Here is an 18,234-nt window from a genome sequence, read left to right on the forward strand (position 1 = left end):
TATCAGCAATAAAAAGATGTATAGCTAGATATTTCGCAGAGCACTTATAAAGTCGTAAATTTATAGTATACAATCATTACGGTTTGTTTCAATATCAAAAAGGTATAATATGAACTTTGGTTTAATATATGGTTTAGGATTACTGATTATTGGTATTGTTGTTCCTGTGAGGCAAAATGTTCAGGATATGGATTTTAAAGAGAAAAGGTTTAAAATGGTGGCTGAGCAGATAAAATCCAGGGGAATAAATGACTCGGATGTTATTAAAGCCATGCAAATAGTAGAACGACATTTGTTTGTACCTAACTATTTGAAGAAGTATGCTTATCAGGATCGTCCACTTCCAATTGGGCATGGACAAACCATTTCACAACCCTATATTGTTGGCTTAATGTCTCAACTTCTAGAGGTGGAAGAAGGAGAGAAGCTATTGGAAATAGGGACAGGATCAGGTTATCAGGCTGCAGTTCTTGGAGAGTTGGGAGGAGAGGTTTATAGCATAGAAATTGTGAAGCCATTGCAGAAAAGAGCAGCTTTTGTTCTGGATTCTTTAAACTATAAAAATGTTAATACCCGATATGGAGATGGATATATAGGCTGGCCGGAAAAAGCACCTTTCGATGGCATTATTGTAACCTGTTCGCCAACAAAAATACCCCAAGCTTTAATTGATCAGTTGGCTGAAGGAGGTAAACTTGTAATTCCTGTTGGTTTAAAATATGTAAAGAAATTGGTTCTTTTGGAAAAAAAGAAAGGCAAAGTGGTACAACACAATGTTATACCCGTAAGGTTTGTGCCAATGGTTGACATAGATGGAAATCTGTATTGAACGAACTTTACTTAAGGATTTGATTTTTTATAGATCCCTTGAAATTGAATATTCCAACTTTTCCCATTATCGGTAGTTGATTCCCAAACTTGTTTTACATTGCCATTGGTTAGATGTGTCCATGTTATTCTGTGTATAGAGTTTGGTTCACCCATATTAGAGTCCAAATCACTTGAAAGAATCATTTTGCCATCAGAAAATGTTCCTTCAAGAAGCAGGTTGTTACCATTCTTATCGATCCATATTTGATGCCATTTGGCTGTTTTTGGATTGTAGAAACTGTAGCTGGTACCAGTGAAGTTTTCCTTCTCAGAAACCCAATTCTCCTGAATTACATTTTTGTTTTGCAGAAAGACAATTGTATTCTTACCCACTAAATTTTCTTCGGTATAAACATCCCACTCTCCAACCCAAAAGTCAAACTGTCGAGTTGGATCAATAGTTTTCTTTTCTTCTTGCGCCAATATAGAGTTGGGAATGCACACTACTGCAATAGTTAGGATCAGAAATGATTTCATAGTTAAGGGGCTTTGTTGATTAATCATCAAGATAGGTAAGACAACGCTCAAGTTTCATTTTTAGCTCGATGGCAAAAGGTTGCAACTCTTCGTTTTCAATTACATTAAAAGCTGCAGTAGGATCCATAATTGAAATGTCAACATGACCATTATCTTGTTCTATTACAGTAATATTACATGGCATCATTATTCCAATTTGATCTTCAACCTGTAATGCTTCATAAGCAAATGTTGGATTACAGGCTCCCAGTATTCGATATTTTTTGAAGTCAACATTAATTTTCTCTTTTAAGGTTGATTTTACATCAATATCGGTAAGAATACCAAAACCTTCCGTTTGCACAGCTTTGATAACCCGTTCAATGGCTTCATCGAATCCAAAGTTTGTACTTCGTTTAATATAGTAGCTCATATTATAAATTTTAGGTTTGTAATTGTTTAAATATCATGCTTAAATCGATTGGTTTGAAGTCCCTTTCTTGGAGACAAATCACAAACTTTAAATAAAGTCCATATCAATAAGGGGAATGATAGTATTCTAACATATCCAAGAATGGGTTCATATTCCGGTCCCAATGGTCCGGGAATGTAATCCATCATCATAAAAATGCTTAATGGTATAAATAAGGCGAGAAGAATCATTAGCAATATGGCAGCTTCCTTGTATACTCGTCTGATTAATAAGCCAACTCCACAAATGATTTGGATAAATCCTGAAACGCTGGTAGCCGTATAGGTCGATTTAAAAATGGTTGAGAATAGGTGACTGAAAAATGTTGGAAACATAATATGTAATGCACCTACTACAATTGCAGCAATACCAAAAGCAAAACGAAAGTGCTCGTTTCTGGAAAAAGCCTTTAGATAATTGCTGAATATTGAAATTATTCTAATAAGGATATAGGATGATAATATCACCAGAATTAGAAGCATGATTGCAAATTTTTATATTCCCATCATTAAGTTACGAATTTGTTGTTCTGCTTGCAAATCAGAGTGTATTATAAAAAAGGAAGGATCACTTTAAAGTGACCCATCTTTATACTATTACTATGATAGTTGTTACTTTTTTAAATGAATTTCAACAACACCATTTTTGGCTTTTCTTCCATATTTTTCCAATGCTGTTGTATCTTTCAAAACGGTTATACTTTCAATATCATCTGACGATATTTTATTTACAGCTTTAGCATTTGTTCTTTTTCCATCAATTATGAATAATGGTGCATCTTTTCCAGAAAAGTTTTCTAAACGAAACTGGTTTGACATCTCTTTCGCTTCATCTTTACTTGTAATAACAATAACTCCATTTTCAGCAGCTTTTCCATAAAGATCAGTTGCAGATGCGTCTTTTAATATTGTTATGCTTTTAAAACTGTTTGAATCCAACTTTTTAAATTTCTCATATTCCATTGATTTTCCATCCAAAATGATGAGGGGATTTTTATTGTTTGAAACTCCTTTTACTTGAACCAAATGCGCTGATTTTCTTTTGCTTTCGATGCTATTAATAATTATGACTCCGTTTGATGCCTTTTCACCATATAATTCGGTTGCAGTTTTTTCTTTTATTACCTTAATAGAATTAATGGTATTTGGGTCTAAAGAACTAAATGTGTTTTTGTCAATTGTTTTTCCGTCAAGAATAATAAGTAAATTATCAGATTCAGGAAAACCCTTAATTCGAACGGAATGATTCTTCTTGTTTTTCTCTCCTTCAATTTGCTCTTCAAGTTCTTTTCTATACTGAGGAGTATTTAGCTTTTCCAAATGCTTTTGAATGCTTTCCTTGCTTCTTTCAAGTTTCTCTTGAAGTTCTTTCTGGTATTTTTGAGAGTTGAATTTTTCGATTTGCTTTTTTAAGGATTCTCTTTGTTTTTGAAGTTGTTTTTCAAATTCTCCTGATTCCATTTTTTTTAGATGCTCTTGAAGCGATTTTTGCGATCTTTCGATGTTTTGCTTCAATTGCTCTTTAAATTCTTTGGAATTAACTCTTTCAATTGTTTCCTGAATCCTTTTCTTAATTTCAGCTTTTTCTTTTTCACTAAGCTTCTTGTCAGACTCAATTTCTTTCAGCTCTTTACTCAGTTCTTCTTTCTGAAGTTCTTTTTCCAATTCAAGCTGCTTGATTAAATTCTGGTTCGTTAACTCTTTAAGCTCTTGTCTTAGTTCGGACTGTTGCTCTTGCATTTCTTTCTTAATCTGCTCAACATCCAAATCTTTCAGAGCATTTTCCATCTTCAGTCGCATTTCATCAAAGTTCATTTCTACTTTGACTTCTTCTAATTCCTTAGCTGCTTTTTCTAATTCAATTTTTTGCTCCTTAATTATTTCATTTACCTTTTTTTGCAACCATTTTTTTGATTTTAAAGAATCTTGAGGAAAGTCAAAATCAACATCAAAATCCATTGGTGCTTCCACATCATGATCCACTTCAGCAACAGGTTCTGCTTCCACTTCAGGAGCCACTTCCATTACATCTTCCAGTTCTACTTCAGGAGCCACTTCAACTACATCTTCAACTTCTGATTCTACTTCAACAATTTCTTTTAATTCAAGTTTCTCATTCGCTTTTTTACTCTTTTTAGATTTCTTTTTCTGCTTAATAGGAGCAAGCATCATGGCATCAGATCCATTTTGTTGATTTTGATCTAAAACATTAATCTTCGAAAAGAACTGTTTGCCGGTTAATGCATTGCCTGAAATGGCAAAATTCGAAATCAAGATTAATCCGCTAAGTAGAAAAACAAATAAACCACTAAAAACTATTTTGTTTGTCTTTTTAGCTGATACTTTTGGTCTTACAATTCGTTGTACTCGATTAAAAAGATTATCCTTTTTACCTGATAATCCCAATACCAATTCGAATCTCTTTTTTCTAATTGCTTCCATATTATTTAATGCTTTAATTAGGGTTAAGGATTCACCACAAACCTTTACCGCCAGATCATCACATATGTGTTCTCTTTCGGTATTAACCACAGAAGATAGCCACCAAACAACAGGATGATAGAAAAATAACAACTCTATTATGCCTTGAATAAATTGAAATAAATAATCGTGACGCTTGATGTGCGCCAACTCGTGTGCTATAATAATTTCCAATTGATTTTCCGGTATTCCGCTTAGCATGCTTACCGGTAATAAAACCACTGGTTTAAAATATCCTACCAGGGATGGAGTTTGAACATAGCCAGACTCTAATATTGTAATTTTTTGTTTTAAGTTGATCTTTTGAATGAGCTTATCAGCAATGTTTTGCGTTTGTTTCGATACAGGATAGGTGAGGTGTTTGCGCAATTTAATGGATTGCAGATAATTGAATGTCATGTGACAAGAAAGAATACAAACGCCAATAATCCAGAAGTTCACCATTATTGGAAAATACCTGTCGATCTGTAAATATTCAAAGCTAAACTGATTTAGAGTTTCAGGACTATTAAGAAGGTATAATAATAGCTCAGGGCTTAAATTTAAAGCGGAACCATTACCATGACCTGATAATGGGAGATAATGAAAAAAGGTAATGGCGAAACTCACAAATATAAATGCCAAAGCCAAGCTTGCTACACCATATCTTAGTTTAGCATTGTCTTTTGATATAAATCGAAACAGAAGCCAAGTGATAAGGCCAAAAATTACGATTTGCCATACCGAATGCAGTAAAGCCCAGCCTACGGCATCAACCAACTCGTATATACTAAAATTATTCATGGGGTTCAGACTTTTGTGACGATTCAATATCATCAATTAAATTGCGAATTTTATTCAGTTCCTCGGCGCTACATTTTTTATTGCCAAGGGCTTGCAACACCATTCCCGATGTTGATCCGTTGAATAGGGTAGATATGAATTTATCAATGAGAAGATTTTTGGTTTCTTTTTCTTCCACAATAGCCTCATAAATATGAGTTCGAGAGTTTTTTTCTCTTCGAAGCATATTTTTTTCCGTCATGATTTGCATCACCTTTAGAGTTGTTGTGTACCCAACATCTCTACCGGTTTTTAATTTTTCGTTTACAAAACGTACTGTCGACGGACCATAAGTCCATAATACTTGCAAAATTTCTAGTTCTGCTTCGGTTGGCTTAATCTTCTTTGGCATTTTGTGGTGAATTCCGTTATACGATTAATTTCGTAGATAAAATTATACGAAAGATTTCGTAATACAAAATATTAGTACGATAAATTTCGTAGAAAGCCCTGTTTTTTCGTTTTTTTAACATTTGGATAATTTCTATAGATTCTTTATTTAAAACTTTTTACCCTTTACTTCCATCTTTTTTTTTCGTATTTTAATAGTTCCCCCTCTTAGTTGTTAAAGTGGGATCGAAGTGAGAAAAGAAAAGGAATAAAACTCAATCGGCATGACCGATTAAAGGCGATAGAGCCTTATGCGGATTGCAAATTTTAAACCATAGAACTAGAACGCTATGCCTATCCGAAAGTTAAAGCAATATTTAGATGAACGACAGATAAAATATGTTACGATTCGGCATTCTTCAGCTTATACAGCTCAACAGATTGCGGCATCGGCCCACATACCCGGGAAAATGCTTGCAAAAACCGTAATGATTAAAATTGATGGTAGAATGGCAATGGCTATATTACCAGCATCTTATTTGATCGATTTTGATTTGTTAAAGCAAATGTTAGGTTGTAAAAAAGTTGAATTAGCCCACGAACAGGAGTTTAAAGATATATTCCCTCAGTGTGAAGTAGGAGCAATGCCTCCTTTTGGAAATCTTTATAACCTGGAAGTTTATGTGTCAGAAAGTTTAGTAGAAGATGATGATATCGTATTCAACGCAGGAACTCATACCGAATTAATCATGTTATCGTATGAAGATTTCCACAACAGTGTTGAACCAGTAGTTTTGAAATTTACACATAAGTGTTACGCTTAGAATTTATATAAATGATTAAAAATAAAACACTTTTCTTTTCTTACTTTTTCTTTTGTCCCTTATAATCATCAATAATTCCTTCGCATAGCCATTTTGCCAAAGCTTGTCTGTTATCAGTTTTGGTAAATCTAATCTGATCCCTGTAATTGTTAATATTTCCAAGCTCTACGAATACCGATGGAGGTGTAGTGGTTTTTAGCATGTACAACCTTCTTGAACCAACGGTTCCTGTATATTTTCTGTTGGGTTGGTATTTTGCATATTTGACTTTCATCTTTTTTTGAAGTGTTAATGCAAGCTTTTTCCCTTTCGTACTATTGGCATGGTGATAAAAGTATACATCGGTTCTGTTTCTTTTACTTCTTGAATCGAGATGCAATACAATTAAGCGTTGATAGCTTCCTGGTTTTTCTTTTCTGGCTAATATGTTTACGGCAGCTGCTCTTTGTCTTAAGCGCGGTGTTTGTTTTCTCGGAATTACCTGAGAAGGATAGCATTTTTCATCTTTATCGGGCTTTAGAAAAGCCGCATTTCGAATTCCATCATTGGCATCTCTAATAATGAAATGCACTTTTGCGCCACGTGATATGAGTTCTTTGCCCAATCTTAACACAATATCATAAGCATACTCATCTTCACAAATTTTATTGCCTGATACTTTACCTACAGCACCAGGATCAGGACCTCCATGACCGGCTACCAAATGAATTACTGCACCTTCCAATGAATTGTTGACTTGCTTTACGCTTGCGTGTTCTTTTCCTAGCAGGGGAATGGAATGAACGGAATATCGCAATGGAATTTTGTATTTTCTACCAGCAATTAAATGACCACTTTTTGTAAAACGACCTGGGTTTAAGGCTTTGAATTGTGTGGTATGTTTGGCTGGAGTGAGTTGGTTTCTGTATAAAAAAGCATTGAATCCTTCACCTTTTTTTACAGTTACCCATTTGAAATTTTCTTGTGAAAATATTGGATTGCTTAGGCTTAGTATAAATATTATTAAGAGAGGAAGGTATTTTGACATTGAAAAGCGTTTAATTTTGGTTCAATAAAAATAGATCAATTTTTAATATAACCCTCAAGGTCATTTAATTATTGTTTGGATACAATTTTATAATCCAAAGCATAACTTGAGAAAATGCCAAAAGCTTCTTCAACATTGGAATAGAGATTTGTTTTATTAGAAAATAGGATGTCGTCTTTGTTTTGGAGAGATACAAAGGATCTTTCGTAATTGAAATAATCTTCGTTTAGGTGATACAATTCAATTTTATATTTTGGATAATCTACAAAAAAATCATTATTCAAAATATAAAATGAAATCTCAACTTGTGAACTTTCAAAGTTTTTATCAGAAAAGCTTCGGCTACCACGAAGCATATTTTGATCAAAGTCATTATCATTTACATTCAAATTTCCTTCAAATACAATATCGTTGCTATAATATTGAATCACATTCGACTTATTATTTGCGATGCCTTTTACTAGCAGCATATAGTAATTGTTTTGTGAGGCATCATCAGTAAATTTTAAATGAAAAGTGGTTTTGCCTTCTGATTCATCATTCACAAGTTTGATGTCATTGATCGATACTTTTTCTGGCGCAAAGGTGTTTGTTGTGATTTTTTTGAAACTTGGATGTGTTACTGTAATTTGATACTTGGATTCACTCGCCAGGTATTGACCTGGGAGTTCATAAATACCATTTTGTCGATAAATGAATTCGCCTAATTCTTTATCGTTTTTTTGGGCTGTAATTCTTGCGTCAGAAATATATTTGATTTCAACAGATGTTCCAGTACTCTTTGATAATTTTACCTGAATTAAACTATCTACACCAATTAATGAATTGACAGAAATGATCTGATGGGATTTTGCTTCAGGAAGCTCTTCTTCCTCTTCGCATGAAACAAGTAGTAAGAATAAAATTAAGCTGGTTAATAGTTTAAAATAATTCATGATTAAAGGATTAAAATTTATAGGAATAGCTTACACTTGGTATAAATGAGAACAGGTGGATTTTTTTTAATTTAGGGTCAGTATATGTATTATTATCAGTAGATACATACATAAAGCTAGTGTTTTTTCTATTGTAAAAATTATAGATGCTTATATCCCAGGATCTGGTTCCATGTTTCTTTTTCTTTGTAAAGCTAATTGACAAATCCAAACGATGATAGTCTGGAAGTCTGTAGGAATTTCTTTCTGTAAAGACGGTTTTCGTTTCAAAGGAGGAAGGATCATATGGAGATATGGCTGAAATGTTGGAAGTCGATAAGGTTGCGGGAAGTCCGGTTCCATAAGTCCAGAAAGCAGAAAACTTAGTTTTATTGCTAATGAACTGATTGACTTGAATGGAAAAATTGTGTCGACGATCATAAGGAGAAGCATAGGCCTTGCCATTATTAATGCTTTCAAATTTTACTCTTGATCGAGATAGAGTATAAGCAATGTTTCCATTTGTTTTTCCCTTACTTTTACTCAACTCTATTTCCAATCCTTTACTCCATCCTTTGCCATTTTCAACCATATATTCCCAATCAGAACTAACATCTTGAAAGTATGATGTTTCTTTTAAATCCAATAGGTTTCGACTTAGTTTGTGATAAATTTCGATGTTTAATTTTACTGATTTGTTAAATGAATAATGTGTTCCAGCTGTATATTGGAAAGAATCGATTGGTTTAATTTTTTTGGTTACCGGAAACCATAAATCAGTTGGCAAACTTAAGGTGCTGGTTCTTACCAAATGAAGGTATTGTGTCATTTGAGAAAAACTACCAGTAAGTGACCATTTAGGGGTTAGGAAATATTGCGAATTTAATCTAGGTTCAATTGTAGAGTAGTAGGTATTATCCACAAAGAAACTGCTCCAGCGAGTTCCCATATTAACCAGTAATTTCTTACCAAATCTAATTTGTGCTTCACCATATAAATTAACCTCTTTTGATTTGATCAGTTCATCAGTTGAAATTCCAGGGTTATTATCTCTGGTGTTTTTGAGAAAATCACTACCCGGTTTGGTATGATGAAGCGAAGCTTCCAGTCCAAATTTTAAATAATGTTTATAATCGGGGATAAAGTCAAACTCTGTCTTAAATGAGAAATCACGAATACCGGATTTAAATTCATGATTATAGTTTTCAATATAGTCTGAATCATTGTTTTTTTCACTTCTCTTTTCTTTCAACAAGAAGGTATACCTGCTTAATATCAGAGTTGTGTTACCAAATAAGTGATTGTTGTACACATGATTCCAGCGCAGTGAGTTGGTGAAATTTCCCCAGCCTAGTTTATATCGAACTTTTTCTCTGATGTTTGTAGAAATATCTTCTGAGCTTTTTATACTGTACAAATCACCTCCCCAGTACGTACTGAAGTATAATTTATCTCGTTGAGAAAATCGGTGCACAATTTTCCAGTTTAAATCACCAAAATAGTAGCCGGCATTAACATTGCTACCTGAAAGGTCCAGAATCCCATTAATCAAAAGATCAAGATAGGTCCTTCGGATAGATAAGTTGAATGTAGTTTTATCTTTTTTGATTGGCCCATTTAGATTGAATTTTGCAGTAAGTAATCCCAAACTATAGCCTCCCTCCAATTTCTTGGTATTTCCATCTTTCATGCGAATGTCTAAAACTGAAGATACTCTTCCTCCATAATGAGCAGGAAAACCTCCTTTAACCAGCTTCACCTGGTTGATGGCATCCTGATTAAAAACAGAATATAGGCCCATTAAGTGCGAAGAATAATAAACAGGAACATCATCTAGTAGGATAAGGTTTTGATCGGGTGAGCCATTCCTGATATTTAAGCCACCTAAACCTTCGTTGCTGTTTTGCACACCCGGCAAATGTCTTAAGTTTTGGAATAAATCATTTTCACCAAAAACACCCGTTTGTTGCATGTTTTTGGCCTGGAAACTATTCGAACTAACAAACAAATGATTAATGTTGTTTGTTCTCTCGTCTGCGGTTACTTTAACTTCCTGAAGAATGGTTTTGGGTTGCAAGGATATGTTAATGGTAGTATCTCTCTCCAGCTCAACATCTAGAAGTACCTCTTTGTAACCCACAAAAGAAAACTGCAAAAGGTGTGTTTTGTTTTTTAAGCTCAGGCTGTAAAAACCAAAATTATTACTAACTGTTCCTGTGAAGTTGCTCAGGTTTGCTACAGTTGCATTGATTAATACTTCACCAGATTTGGCATCACTAATGTATCCACTAATTCTGTATTTTCTATCGTAGGGTGGAATAGAGATAATGAAGATTTTATTGCCTCTTGCCTGTATCTTAAAATTTTTCAGGTTAATGGACTGATTTAGGATATCTCTAATGGATGAAACTGAATCAGATAGTTGAACCCTTTTATTGGTGTTTAGTTCACTGGTAAAACTAAACTGGGCCTTGGTTTGGTCTGTAATTTCTTCCAGTAGTTCGGATAATTGATAACGACTTTTTGGAAGGCTAATTTCTTGTTGCAGATTGACATTCTGACAATAGGCCGATAGAAAACAGAGCAATAATGAAAAAGTAAAAATAAATTTTACCATGAATTAAAGGATGTGATTGGTTAAGGCCGTAAAAATAATTATTGTCATTATAAACAACAAAAGGAAGCCCATAAGGCTTCCAATTTAATGCATTTTATTTGAATCTTTTATAATTTCATTTGGTTAGAAGGGATATTAATTATTATTCAACCTCTTAAAGATATATCTGGTAATGAATATCCCTTTACCATCACCTTTACCACTATCACTTTCAACACCACTGGCAACAAATGCCAATTCCCATCCTTCGTTGGTAAGTTTGTTAATTTTCGACGATAACAATGCATCGTTAGAAGCAATATTCTGGAAGTTAATACCTGCAATACTATAGAAGTTTAGCAATTTGGTCTCTGAGAAAAGGTTCACTTTTGCATCCGATCTTTTCACCGCTTTTTGTTTGCTTTTCTTACCATCGGTTCTTTCAGTGGTGAAATTTGCAGCTTCAATTGGATCTTTCTCTTCAATGATTCTTGAACGACCAATTCCCATAGGAACGATTGACTCTACTGAAGTAATCACTTTATATTCTACTTTTTGTGCATTTGATGTTGAGAAAAATCCGAATGCAATTGCTGCAATAATTAATAATCTTTTCATGTTTATTTATTTGTTTAATTAATTTTTAGACACAAGTTGGGCCTTTCACTCAAATTCTCGAGTAAATATTTTTTTCTTTAAAACGTTTTTTGATTTTTAAAATGCAATCCCCAAGGTGATTCCTGCACGCAAGGTAAAGCCATCCCAGCTACCGGTATCAAAGTCATCTTCAGCACCTGATTCTACATCCAAATCAATATTGGTATACCCCGGACCAAAGAACCATTCGAAGCTAACTCTTTCTTTGAAAATGTATTGCTGACCAATAATTAAACCAGCTCCCAATCCATTCATTTTTGCTTCGTTATTGGCTTCATTTTCCAATTCAAAATGTAAATACCTGGCGTAAGGAGCAACAAAAAAACCTTTTGGAGCAGGTGAGTCTGAAAGATAGAATCTGTATTCAGGAGTTACACCCCAGCCTCTAATTTGTGTATCATCCCAGGTTTTTCCGGTATACAGTAAGCCCAACTGTATACTGCTATTATCGTTTAATTGATGTTCTACAAAGAATGATCCTGTTCGTACCAATGGACTAAGCATATTGGCTTTTACTACTGTTTTCTGTGCCTTTGCAAATGAAACGCTTAACAATAGAATGAATGATATAAGTGTAATTTTATTTTTCATTGGTTCTTACTTTTAGATTTAATTATGCTTTTCTGAAATAATGAGATGCTTGCCCCTTTTCACTGTTTTTACATTCAGATGCAATTCCAGTTCTGATATCACATCTTTGATATCATCATTATTGAATATGCTGTTAAATGTCAGCGTATCTATTCTTTCGCATCTGTTGGTAATTTTCACACCATAGTAGTCTTCTATGTATTTAAAAACTACAGGTATTGGTGTCTTGTTAAATCTTAGAATTCCAGTTTTCCAGGCATCAAAATTTGGTTCATCATTTTCCGACTCGCTAAGATTGGAATTGTGCAAAATTCCCTTTTCACCTTTGGTCAGGTAAACAACTTTTTTAGATTTCTGATCTGTTAAACTTACTTTTCCAGATTGAACGGTTACTATGGTTCTTCCATACTCATCGTTGCGAACATTAAAGGCGGTACCAAGTACTTCAATTATCGCATTTCCAGAAGTGATTATAAATGGTTTGGATGGATCTGATTTTACCTGAAAGTAAGCTTCACCTTCCAATTTTACATTTCGTTTTTTACTACCAAATTGGTTTGGATATACCAATCGGCTATTCTGATTCAAATAAACTTGTGTTCCATCAGCCAAAAGAACCTGATCTTTGTTTATTTCTGTCTTTTGCTGAGCCAATTTTCCAAATCCAGGAGTGGTTTCATAAAGCAACACAAAACTCAATCCGATTAAAAGCACAACTGAAGCTGCATATCGCATGAAAACCCTAAGTTTTCTTGATTTAACCGATGCACCACTTTTTGATTTTACCAGTTTCCAGTCCGCTGCTACATCAATTTTATCGAATACCTCAATTTCAGAACTCTTTTCCCAAATCTTACGCATCTTATCAAAAATAGCTTTGTTTTCTGGATTTGATGCCATCCATTTTTCGAATGTTTCTACATCTTTTTCCGAAGCCTTTTGATTTAAAATGCTTAATAATATTTGCTCGTCGATATGTTGTTTGTTCTCGTTCATTTTCCCTTTTCTAATAGTAAGACAAGTAAGAATATCCTCACACGTATTTAAATTTGAAAAAAAATCACATTTTTTCCATAAGCCATAAAATCAGCAGGCTAGCTAGCATTGGTCCTATCTTGTTTCGTAGGATTTTTAATGCTTTACTGATTTGTGTTTCTACGGTTCTCTTCGATATGCCTAACTGATCGGCAATTTCCTGATTGGTAAAACCATCAAAACGATTCATTTTAAAAATACGCTGGCATTGTTCAGGCAATTCATCAATGGCTTGATACAATTCATACTCTAATTCGGTTTGCTCCAAAATTTTGTCAACACCAGTTCCAATATCCGAGTTCAAGTACTTGATATTCTCATGATGCTTGGCATGCGTGTTTTTTTGTTTGATTGCATTTAAACATGCATTCCGAACAGAGGTATACAAATGTGCTTTTGCCGAGGTGTGAATTTTAACAGTGTCTTTGTGGTCAATTAACTGAACAAATACATTTTGGACAATTTCCCGGGCATCATCCAAATCGGAAAGAAATTTATGGGCATAGGCCGTCAAAACCGCATAGTGTTCCTTAAACAGTTCCTCAATTCTTTTTTCAGTAAGTAATTCTATAGAATAGTTGGTAGAGCTTTGTGTCATCGATATCGCGCTTGTTATTCCCTTTATTTTCAATTCATATATCAAGTAGGTATATATTGGTGATGAATTTAATGTTTTTATAGCAATATTACCTACCCTCAGTTATTAGACAATTAATTATTGTACTACACGTACTCATAATAAAAAAAAAGATCATTGCGTTTGCAATGATCCTTTTTTCATAAGTGTGGTGGTTTAAGCAGGCTCTTCAATTTTCGCTTTAGTCGTTTCGTCAACTGTGAAACCCCAGCCACCCAATTTCTTTAAATCTTCCGGGTAATGAGCCTTTAGAAGGTTACGGATTTGAATAATATCTTTTCTTACCGCTTTTGCTTCTTTGTTTTTCTGCTCATTCATTTCTTCTTTTAAACGATTCGCATCATCAGCTTTTTGCTCATATTCCTGCATTTTAGCCAATCGTGTTTGTAAAGAAGCAAAGTTTGGAAAATCTTTCAGAAGACTTGATTCACCATCTGTGGTGTTTTTAGCGATGATCTTGCTTGCCAAATCAGCAAGTTCATGCACTTTCGATGAAACTTTAACTCTTGACATACTTTGTGTTTTAAAAATAATTATTTAACAATTGTTAAGTTAATAAAACTTGCTTGTCGTAAGAACAGGTTAGCTGTTGAATTTTAAAATTTATAATCGTTTTAAATAGTATGTTAAGAGATATTGATGTTTAAAATAGTTCTGTGTAGTATTAATGAGCTTATAAACATGGGTATTGAAATCTCTTGTATTGCCTGAGTGCACAGGAGTATATAGTTTTATAGTAAGTTTGAGAAGGGGGATGATTTACCGTTAAATGATGAACTTTTAATGCGAAGTAAGTGAGGTCATACCTAGGGTGTGTATGACATAAATGTAGGAAAAGATGAGCTGAACACGGAAATATATGAAGCTGACGTAGGAAAAGCTCATCTGAACATAGGAAAATATGAACTTGACCCTAATTTTTGAGATATTTTTGTGGAAATGGATGTCATATTCTTACAAAAATATGATGTGAACTTACCCAAAATGGACCAAAAAATGCGTTGATGTGATTCCGACGCGCGTCAGGCTCATCTTTTCCTACGTTTGTCTCAGGCAAACATGCGTTCAGATCAAGTAAACCTAGGTCAGCGTCACATCTACCTAGGAATGGAACTCATCTATGCGCGTAGGGGAGAGGGTGACGCATGAAAGTATCTTATTACTATGGACAATGTTCATACCCTTGCTAGCCCTGATTTGCAATCAGGGCTCATGGCGTTTAGAATTTAAATTCGATTTTGAGGATTGGAAATCCCAAACTTGAAACCTGTGAATTACAAATTCACAGAAGCAGGAAATTGTCATTGGCGTTAGTCAATAAAAAAGGCCTTACAATCCTGCAAAGCCTTTCTCCAATGTGTGGTTATAAATATATCTAACTCAGATAGATGGCAATGGATACGCCAATAAAAGTACCAATTACATAGCCTAGAATTCCGACTAAAATACCAGGTGTAACCAGTTTCTTTTGTCCCATGGATGCAGCCATAGGAGCAGCAACCGACGGGCCCATGATATTGGCAGCCGAAGAGATTACCACTTCGTAAACATCAAGTTTGAACAGTTTGGCCAATGACAGTAGAAACAAGAAGTGGAAAACCATAATGGTTAGGTAGAAAGCCAATACTGCTGGTCCGATACTGAATATCTGCTGAATATTGGTAGCGGCACCAATTACTGCCAAAAACACATACATCATCCATAAACCAACCGAGAATGCGGTGTTTTCGAGAGGTTGTAAGAGTTTAGGAAACAGGTTGGCTGCCAGCACGGCAAAAACCGTAATGATTAGGATGCTTAAATTGATATCTGTATTTAAAAGACTTTGCAAATAAGGCGATACAAAGCTACCTGCACCTGCAATGAAAGCTGCAATAAATACCGAAACGGCAATTCGCTCCATGGTGATAGGATATTCTGCTTTTTTTGCTGAGCTTTCTTCTACGCGATTTTCGGCCTTAGGCTTTACAAAAAAGCGAGCCAAAAATAGGAGAGAAGGAGTTAAAAACAGGAATAGGGTGTACAGGTTGGAAACAAAGTTATCAACAGCAATGGTAGCTGTAAACAATGGGTTTGTACTAAAATTAAGCGCTTCGGCAGCAGCTATAAAATTTACACTTCCACCAACAAGCGTTGCCGCAATAACCCCGGCAGTTTTTCCCGAATCAGGACCTAAATTGATAATGTTGAAGGCTAAAAAACAACCCAAAACAATCCCAATGGCTCCTAAAATGTAAGCAACAAGCAATTTGCCACTTTCCTTTACAATTTTTACAATGTTAGAACTAAACAGGAGCATAGGAATGGAAATGGGAATGAAGTACGAAAATACCAATTCGTAAACATCTACCTTAATGTTTGGGTTCGATGCTACCGGAACAACTCCAGCCATTGCCAATAAGGACATGGAAATCATGGTAACCAAGATACCTGATAGTTTTCCAAACCATTTTTTGTGTTCTGAATAGATTCCAAAGGCGGCAGCACCTGCCACAACGAAAAACAACACCATGTTGCTTTCGGGAGAGATAAGTGATTGCATGTATAAGATATTGAAATTAGTGTATTAGACCATTTTGCTTGAGTTCAAACAAAATGGCTTACCGAATTTAATAAATAATTTGAATCAAGGATTGAAAATTTCCCTATATCCTCAAGCCGGAAGGCTTTTACTTTTTCCATTGATGAAAAAGTAAACAAAAAATCTAGGGCGTGTAAGCTAAAACTGCTTCTACTTGAAAACTTTAAGTGCGGCGGAGTGATCTTCGAACAAGTTCTCAGCTTCTCCGTCTTTCTAAAAGTTTACTGCGTATAATCAGCTTGACCTTCCAATGCCCCAAAGACATGATGTTATACTAAACCTTTTTAAAGGAAATATCACAATCCTGGACTCTTAAAATATTCAAAAGAAAAGCTCAAACTATATTGGTTTGAGCTCGAAGTATTTTACTTTTTCTTTCTTTTTTTCTTTTTTGGATTTTCGAAGTATTCATCTGCTTCATCCATAAGTTCTTTCAAACTTTTTGAATAATCTTCCGAAAAGTCGATGGTTGCAGAGTATTCCTGGTGTGAGATATCCATCACTTGAATTTCCCCTCCAAGATAATCTTCAATTTCGTTTAAAAGTTCCTTTTCTGTATCAGGGCAGCAAAACGAAATGGCAGTCCCTTTTTGTACGCCACGTCCTGTACGTCCAACACGGTGTACGTAGTTCTCAGAAACATCAGGAAGGTCGTAGTTTACCACGTAATCTACGTTAGGAATGTCAATTCCACGAGCACTTACATCGGTAGCAATTAAGATTTTTACTTTGCCAGATTTAAATTCATTTAAAGCTGCCAATCGATCTTTTTGTTCTCTATCGCCATGAATCAATTGAGTTTTTACGCCCACACGATCCATTGCTTTGTGTACACGTTCTGCACGAACTTTGGTTCTTACAAAAACCAAAATTTTACTTTCCTCATGCTCTTTGGCAATGCGCTCCAGGAAGAAACGCTTGTCATCCATTTTTACATATGCCAATGAATGCTCCACATTTCTTGATACCGGATCTTTCGGTGAAATTTGAATGCGAATGGCTTTTCGAACCAATGAATAGGCCAACTTCTTAATTTTTGGTGTAATGGTTGCCGAAAAGAATAAGGTTTGTCTGTTTCTTGGCAAAAATTTAATTAGGTCTTGAATGTCTTTAATAAAGCCCAAATCCAACATGTGATCGGCTTCATCCAATACCAGGGTGTCAATGTTTCTCAAATTGATATAGCCTTGGCTTGTAAGGTCGAACATTCTGCCTGGAGTCGAAATTAAGATGTCGATTCCTTTCTGCAATTTTGCAATTTGCGGATCTTGTTCAACGCCACCAAAAACGCAAAAGCTCTTTACTTTGGTGTACTTGCCAACTTCCTGAAACACTTCGGTAATTTGTATTGCCAGCTCGCGAGTAGGAACCATTACAACACATTTAATGTCTTTACTGCTTTTGTTTTTCTTCGATTTGTGAATTTTATCGATAATAGGAATGGCAAAGGCTGCCGTTTTACCGGTACCGGTTTGTGCAATAGCCAAAACATCCTCACCTTTTACAATGGGTGGAATGGCTTTGTACTGAATATCGGTGGGTCTTTTAAAACCAAGTGTTTCCAGATTCTTCTTAATATCTGGAGAAAAGTTATATTGACTAAACTTCATTCTTCTTTGTCTTCAAATTTGCGACAAAGATAGTTGTAAAAACTGAGTTTGCAGGCATATCCATTTTCTGATTTTCACAATTAATTCTGTTTCATGCAAGCAATATCTACAATAATGCAATGAATTATTAATTGATGATCCGATTTAGAATGTCTAAATGCTAGTAAAAGATACTTATGCCACGCTGCGCTGCAGCTTTCTTTGTTAACCATCTTTTCTGCTATAATTACTTCGCCACTCTGTGGCTTGTTTCGTATTGATTTTAATTAAAAACAAATTGATAAAGTGCGTAGCACTAAAGTCTCTATAGAATAAATGAGTTGAATAAAACC

17 protein-coding genes are annotated in these 18,234 nt (G+C 34.7%); 2 read left to right on the plus strand and 15 right to left on the minus strand.

Translation table 11 applies throughout. From position 1 onward, the window contains the following. Nucleotides 1-109: 109 nt before the first annotated feature. Nucleotides 110-829, plus strand: a complete 720-nt coding sequence (locus BXY64_RS09455) for a protein-L-isoaspartate(D-aspartate) O-methyltransferase (RefSeq protein ID WP_120239628.1) — start codon at nucleotides 110-112, stop codon at nucleotides 827-829. An 11-nt stretch (nucleotides 830-840) separates the two neighbouring features. Here the strand turns inward: BXY64_RS09455 and BXY64_RS09460 are convergent, their stop codons facing one another. The 5 genes from BXY64_RS09460 to BXY64_RS09480 form a co-directional block, all read right to left on the minus strand. After that, nucleotides 841-1,347, minus strand: a complete 507-nt coding sequence (locus tag BXY64_RS09460) for a hypothetical protein (protein ID WP_147375963.1) — start codon at nucleotides 1,345-1,347, stop codon at nucleotides 841-843. Nucleotides 1,348-1,366: 19 nt separating this feature from the next. Continuing rightward, entirely contained in the window at nucleotides 1,367-1,759 is a 393-nt protein-coding gene (locus BXY64_RS09465; protein WP_120239630.1) for a DUF302 domain-containing protein, read from the minus strand. A gap of 26 nt (nucleotides 1,760-1,785) precedes the next feature. Continuing rightward, entirely contained in the window at nucleotides 1,786-2,280 is a 495-nt protein-coding gene (locus tag BXY64_RS09470; protein WP_120239631.1) for a hypothetical protein, read from the minus strand. A gap of 129 nt (nucleotides 2,281-2,409) precedes the next feature. Then, complete coding sequence (locus tag BXY64_RS09475; RefSeq protein WP_170150623.1) at nucleotides 2,410-5,061, minus strand: M56 family metallopeptidase; 2,652 nt, start codon at nucleotides 5,059-5,061, stop codon at nucleotides 2,410-2,412. After that, entirely contained in the window at nucleotides 5,054-5,452 is a 399-nt protein-coding gene (locus BXY64_RS09480; protein WP_120239633.1) for a BlaI/MecI/CopY family transcriptional regulator, read from the minus strand. The genes BXY64_RS09475 and BXY64_RS09480 overlap by 8 nt, the downstream gene beginning before the upstream one ends. Before the next feature lie 328 nt (nucleotides 5,453-5,780). Here BXY64_RS09480 and BXY64_RS09485 point away from each other — a divergent pair, with 328 nt between their 5' ends. Beyond that, on the plus strand, nucleotides 5,781-6,254 hold the full coding sequence (locus tag BXY64_RS09485) for an aminoacyl-tRNA deacylase (RefSeq protein WP_120239634.1): 474 nt from the start codon (nucleotides 5,781-5,783) through the stop codon (nucleotides 6,252-6,254). Between the two features lie 40 nt (nucleotides 6,255-6,294). On the opposite strand, the gene BXY64_RS09490 is transcribed toward BXY64_RS09485, so the two are convergent. The 10 genes from BXY64_RS09490 to BXY64_RS09535 form a co-directional block, all read right to left on the minus strand. Next, nucleotides 6,295-7,281, minus strand: a complete 987-nt coding sequence (locus tag BXY64_RS09490; RefSeq protein ID WP_120239635.1) for an N-acetylmuramoyl-L-alanine amidase family protein — start codon at nucleotides 7,279-7,281, stop codon at nucleotides 6,295-6,297. 68 nt (nucleotides 7,282-7,349) lie between these two features. After that, nucleotides 7,350-8,216: a DUF4249 family protein gene (locus tag BXY64_RS09495; protein WP_120239636.1), complete on the minus strand. Its 867-nt coding sequence runs from the start codon at nucleotides 8,214-8,216 to the stop codon at nucleotides 7,350-7,352. A 10-nt stretch (nucleotides 8,217-8,226) separates the two neighbouring features. Then, complete coding sequence (locus BXY64_RS09500) at nucleotides 8,227-10,812, minus strand: TonB-dependent receptor (RefSeq protein WP_120239637.1); 2,586 nt, start codon at nucleotides 10,810-10,812, stop codon at nucleotides 8,227-8,229. Nucleotides 10,813-10,947: 135 nt separating this feature from the next. After that, nucleotides 10,948-11,409, minus strand: coding sequence for a hypothetical protein (locus BXY64_RS09505; protein WP_120239638.1), 462 nt, complete (start codon nucleotides 11,407-11,409; stop codon nucleotides 10,948-10,950). Nucleotides 11,410-11,505: 96 nt separating this feature from the next. Further along, complete coding sequence (locus BXY64_RS09510) at nucleotides 11,506-12,039, minus strand: DUF3575 domain-containing protein (protein WP_120239639.1); 534 nt, start codon at nucleotides 12,037-12,039, stop codon at nucleotides 11,506-11,508. An 18-nt stretch (nucleotides 12,040-12,057) separates the two neighbouring features. Beyond that, on the minus strand, nucleotides 12,058-13,035 hold the full coding sequence (locus BXY64_RS09515) for a FecR family protein (RefSeq protein ID WP_120239640.1): 978 nt from the start codon (nucleotides 13,033-13,035) through the stop codon (nucleotides 12,058-12,060). A gap of 64 nt (nucleotides 13,036-13,099) precedes the next feature. After that, entirely contained in the window at nucleotides 13,100-13,672 is a 573-nt protein-coding gene (locus BXY64_RS09520; RefSeq protein ID WP_054718139.1) for an RNA polymerase sigma-70 factor, read from the minus strand. 195 nt (nucleotides 13,673-13,867) lie between these two features. After that, the gene (locus BXY64_RS09525; RefSeq protein ID WP_120239641.1) at nucleotides 13,868-14,224 is read right to left on the minus strand and encodes a hypothetical protein; all 357 of its coding nucleotides are present in this window, start codon (nucleotides 14,222-14,224) and stop codon (nucleotides 13,868-13,870) included. Nucleotides 14,225-15,086: 862 nt separating this feature from the next. Continuing rightward, on the minus strand, nucleotides 15,087-16,253 hold the full coding sequence (locus BXY64_RS09530) for a DUF819 family protein (protein WP_120239642.1): 1,167 nt from the start codon (nucleotides 16,251-16,253) through the stop codon (nucleotides 15,087-15,089). Nucleotides 16,254-16,657: 404 nt separating this feature from the next. After that, entirely contained in the window at nucleotides 16,658-17,902 is a 1,245-nt protein-coding gene (locus BXY64_RS09535) for a DEAD/DEAH box helicase (RefSeq protein WP_120239643.1), read from the minus strand. Nucleotides 17,903-18,234 lie beyond the last annotated feature (332 nt).

Source organism: Marinifilum flexuosum (assembly GCF_003610555.1).
Classification (GTDB): Bacteria; Bacteroidota; Bacteroidia; order Bacteroidales; family Marinifilaceae; genus Marinifilum; species Marinifilum flexuosum.

Bases quoted from the DNA above. Each gene is read 5' to 3' on its own strand.
- BXY64_RS09455 (WP_120239628.1), top strand. From the start codon at position 110: ATGAACTTTGGTTTAATATATGGTTTAGGATTACTGATTATTGGTATT.
- BXY64_RS09460 (WP_147375963.1), bottom strand. From the start codon at position 1,347: ATGAAATCATTTCTGATCCTAACTATTGCAGTAGTGTGCATTCCCAAC.
- BXY64_RS09465 (WP_120239630.1), bottom strand. From the start codon at position 1,759: ATGAGCTACTATATTAAACGAAGTACAAACTTTGGATTCGATGAAGCC.
- BXY64_RS09470 (WP_120239631.1), bottom strand. From the start codon at position 2,280: ATGCTTCTAATTCTGGTGATATTATCATCCTATATCCTTATTAGAATA.
- BXY64_RS09475 (WP_170150623.1), bottom strand. From the start codon at position 5,061: ATGAATAATTTTAGTATATACGAGTTGGTTGATGCCGTAGGCTGGGCT.
- BXY64_RS09480 (WP_120239633.1), bottom strand. From the start codon at position 5,452: ATGCCAAAGAAGATTAAGCCAACCGAAGCAGAACTAGAAATTTTGCAA.
- BXY64_RS09485 (WP_120239634.1), top strand. From the start codon at position 5,781: ATGCCTATCCGAAAGTTAAAGCAATATTTAGATGAACGACAGATAAAA.
- BXY64_RS09490 (WP_120239635.1), bottom strand. From the start codon at position 7,281: ATGTCAAAATACCTTCCTCTCTTAATAATATTTATACTAAGCCTAAGC.
- BXY64_RS09495 (WP_120239636.1), bottom strand. From the start codon at position 8,216: ATGAATTATTTTAAACTATTAACCAGCTTAATTTTATTCTTACTACTT.
- BXY64_RS09500 (WP_120239637.1), bottom strand. From the start codon at position 10,812: ATGGTAAAATTTATTTTTACTTTTTCATTATTGCTCTGTTTTCTATCG.
- BXY64_RS09505 (WP_120239638.1), bottom strand. From the start codon at position 11,409: ATGAAAAGATTATTAATTATTGCAGCAATTGCATTCGGATTTTTCTCA.
- BXY64_RS09510 (WP_120239639.1), bottom strand. From the start codon at position 12,039: ATGAAAAATAAAATTACACTTATATCATTCATTCTATTGTTAAGCGTT.
- BXY64_RS09515 (WP_120239640.1), bottom strand. From the start codon at position 13,035: ATGAACGAGAACAAACAACATATCGACGAGCAAATATTATTAAGCATT.
- BXY64_RS09520 (WP_054718139.1), bottom strand. From the start codon at position 13,672: ATGACACAAAGCTCTACCAACTATTCTATAGAATTACTTACTGAAAAA.
- BXY64_RS09525 (WP_120239641.1), bottom strand. From the start codon at position 14,224: ATGTCAAGAGTTAAAGTTTCATCGAAAGTGCATGAACTTGCTGATTTG.
- BXY64_RS09530 (WP_120239642.1), bottom strand. From the start codon at position 16,253: ATGCAATCACTTATCTCTCCCGAAAGCAACATGGTGTTGTTTTTCGTT.
- BXY64_RS09535 (WP_120239643.1), bottom strand. From the start codon at position 17,902: ATGAAGTTTAGTCAATATAACTTTTCTCCAGATATTAAGAAGAATCTG.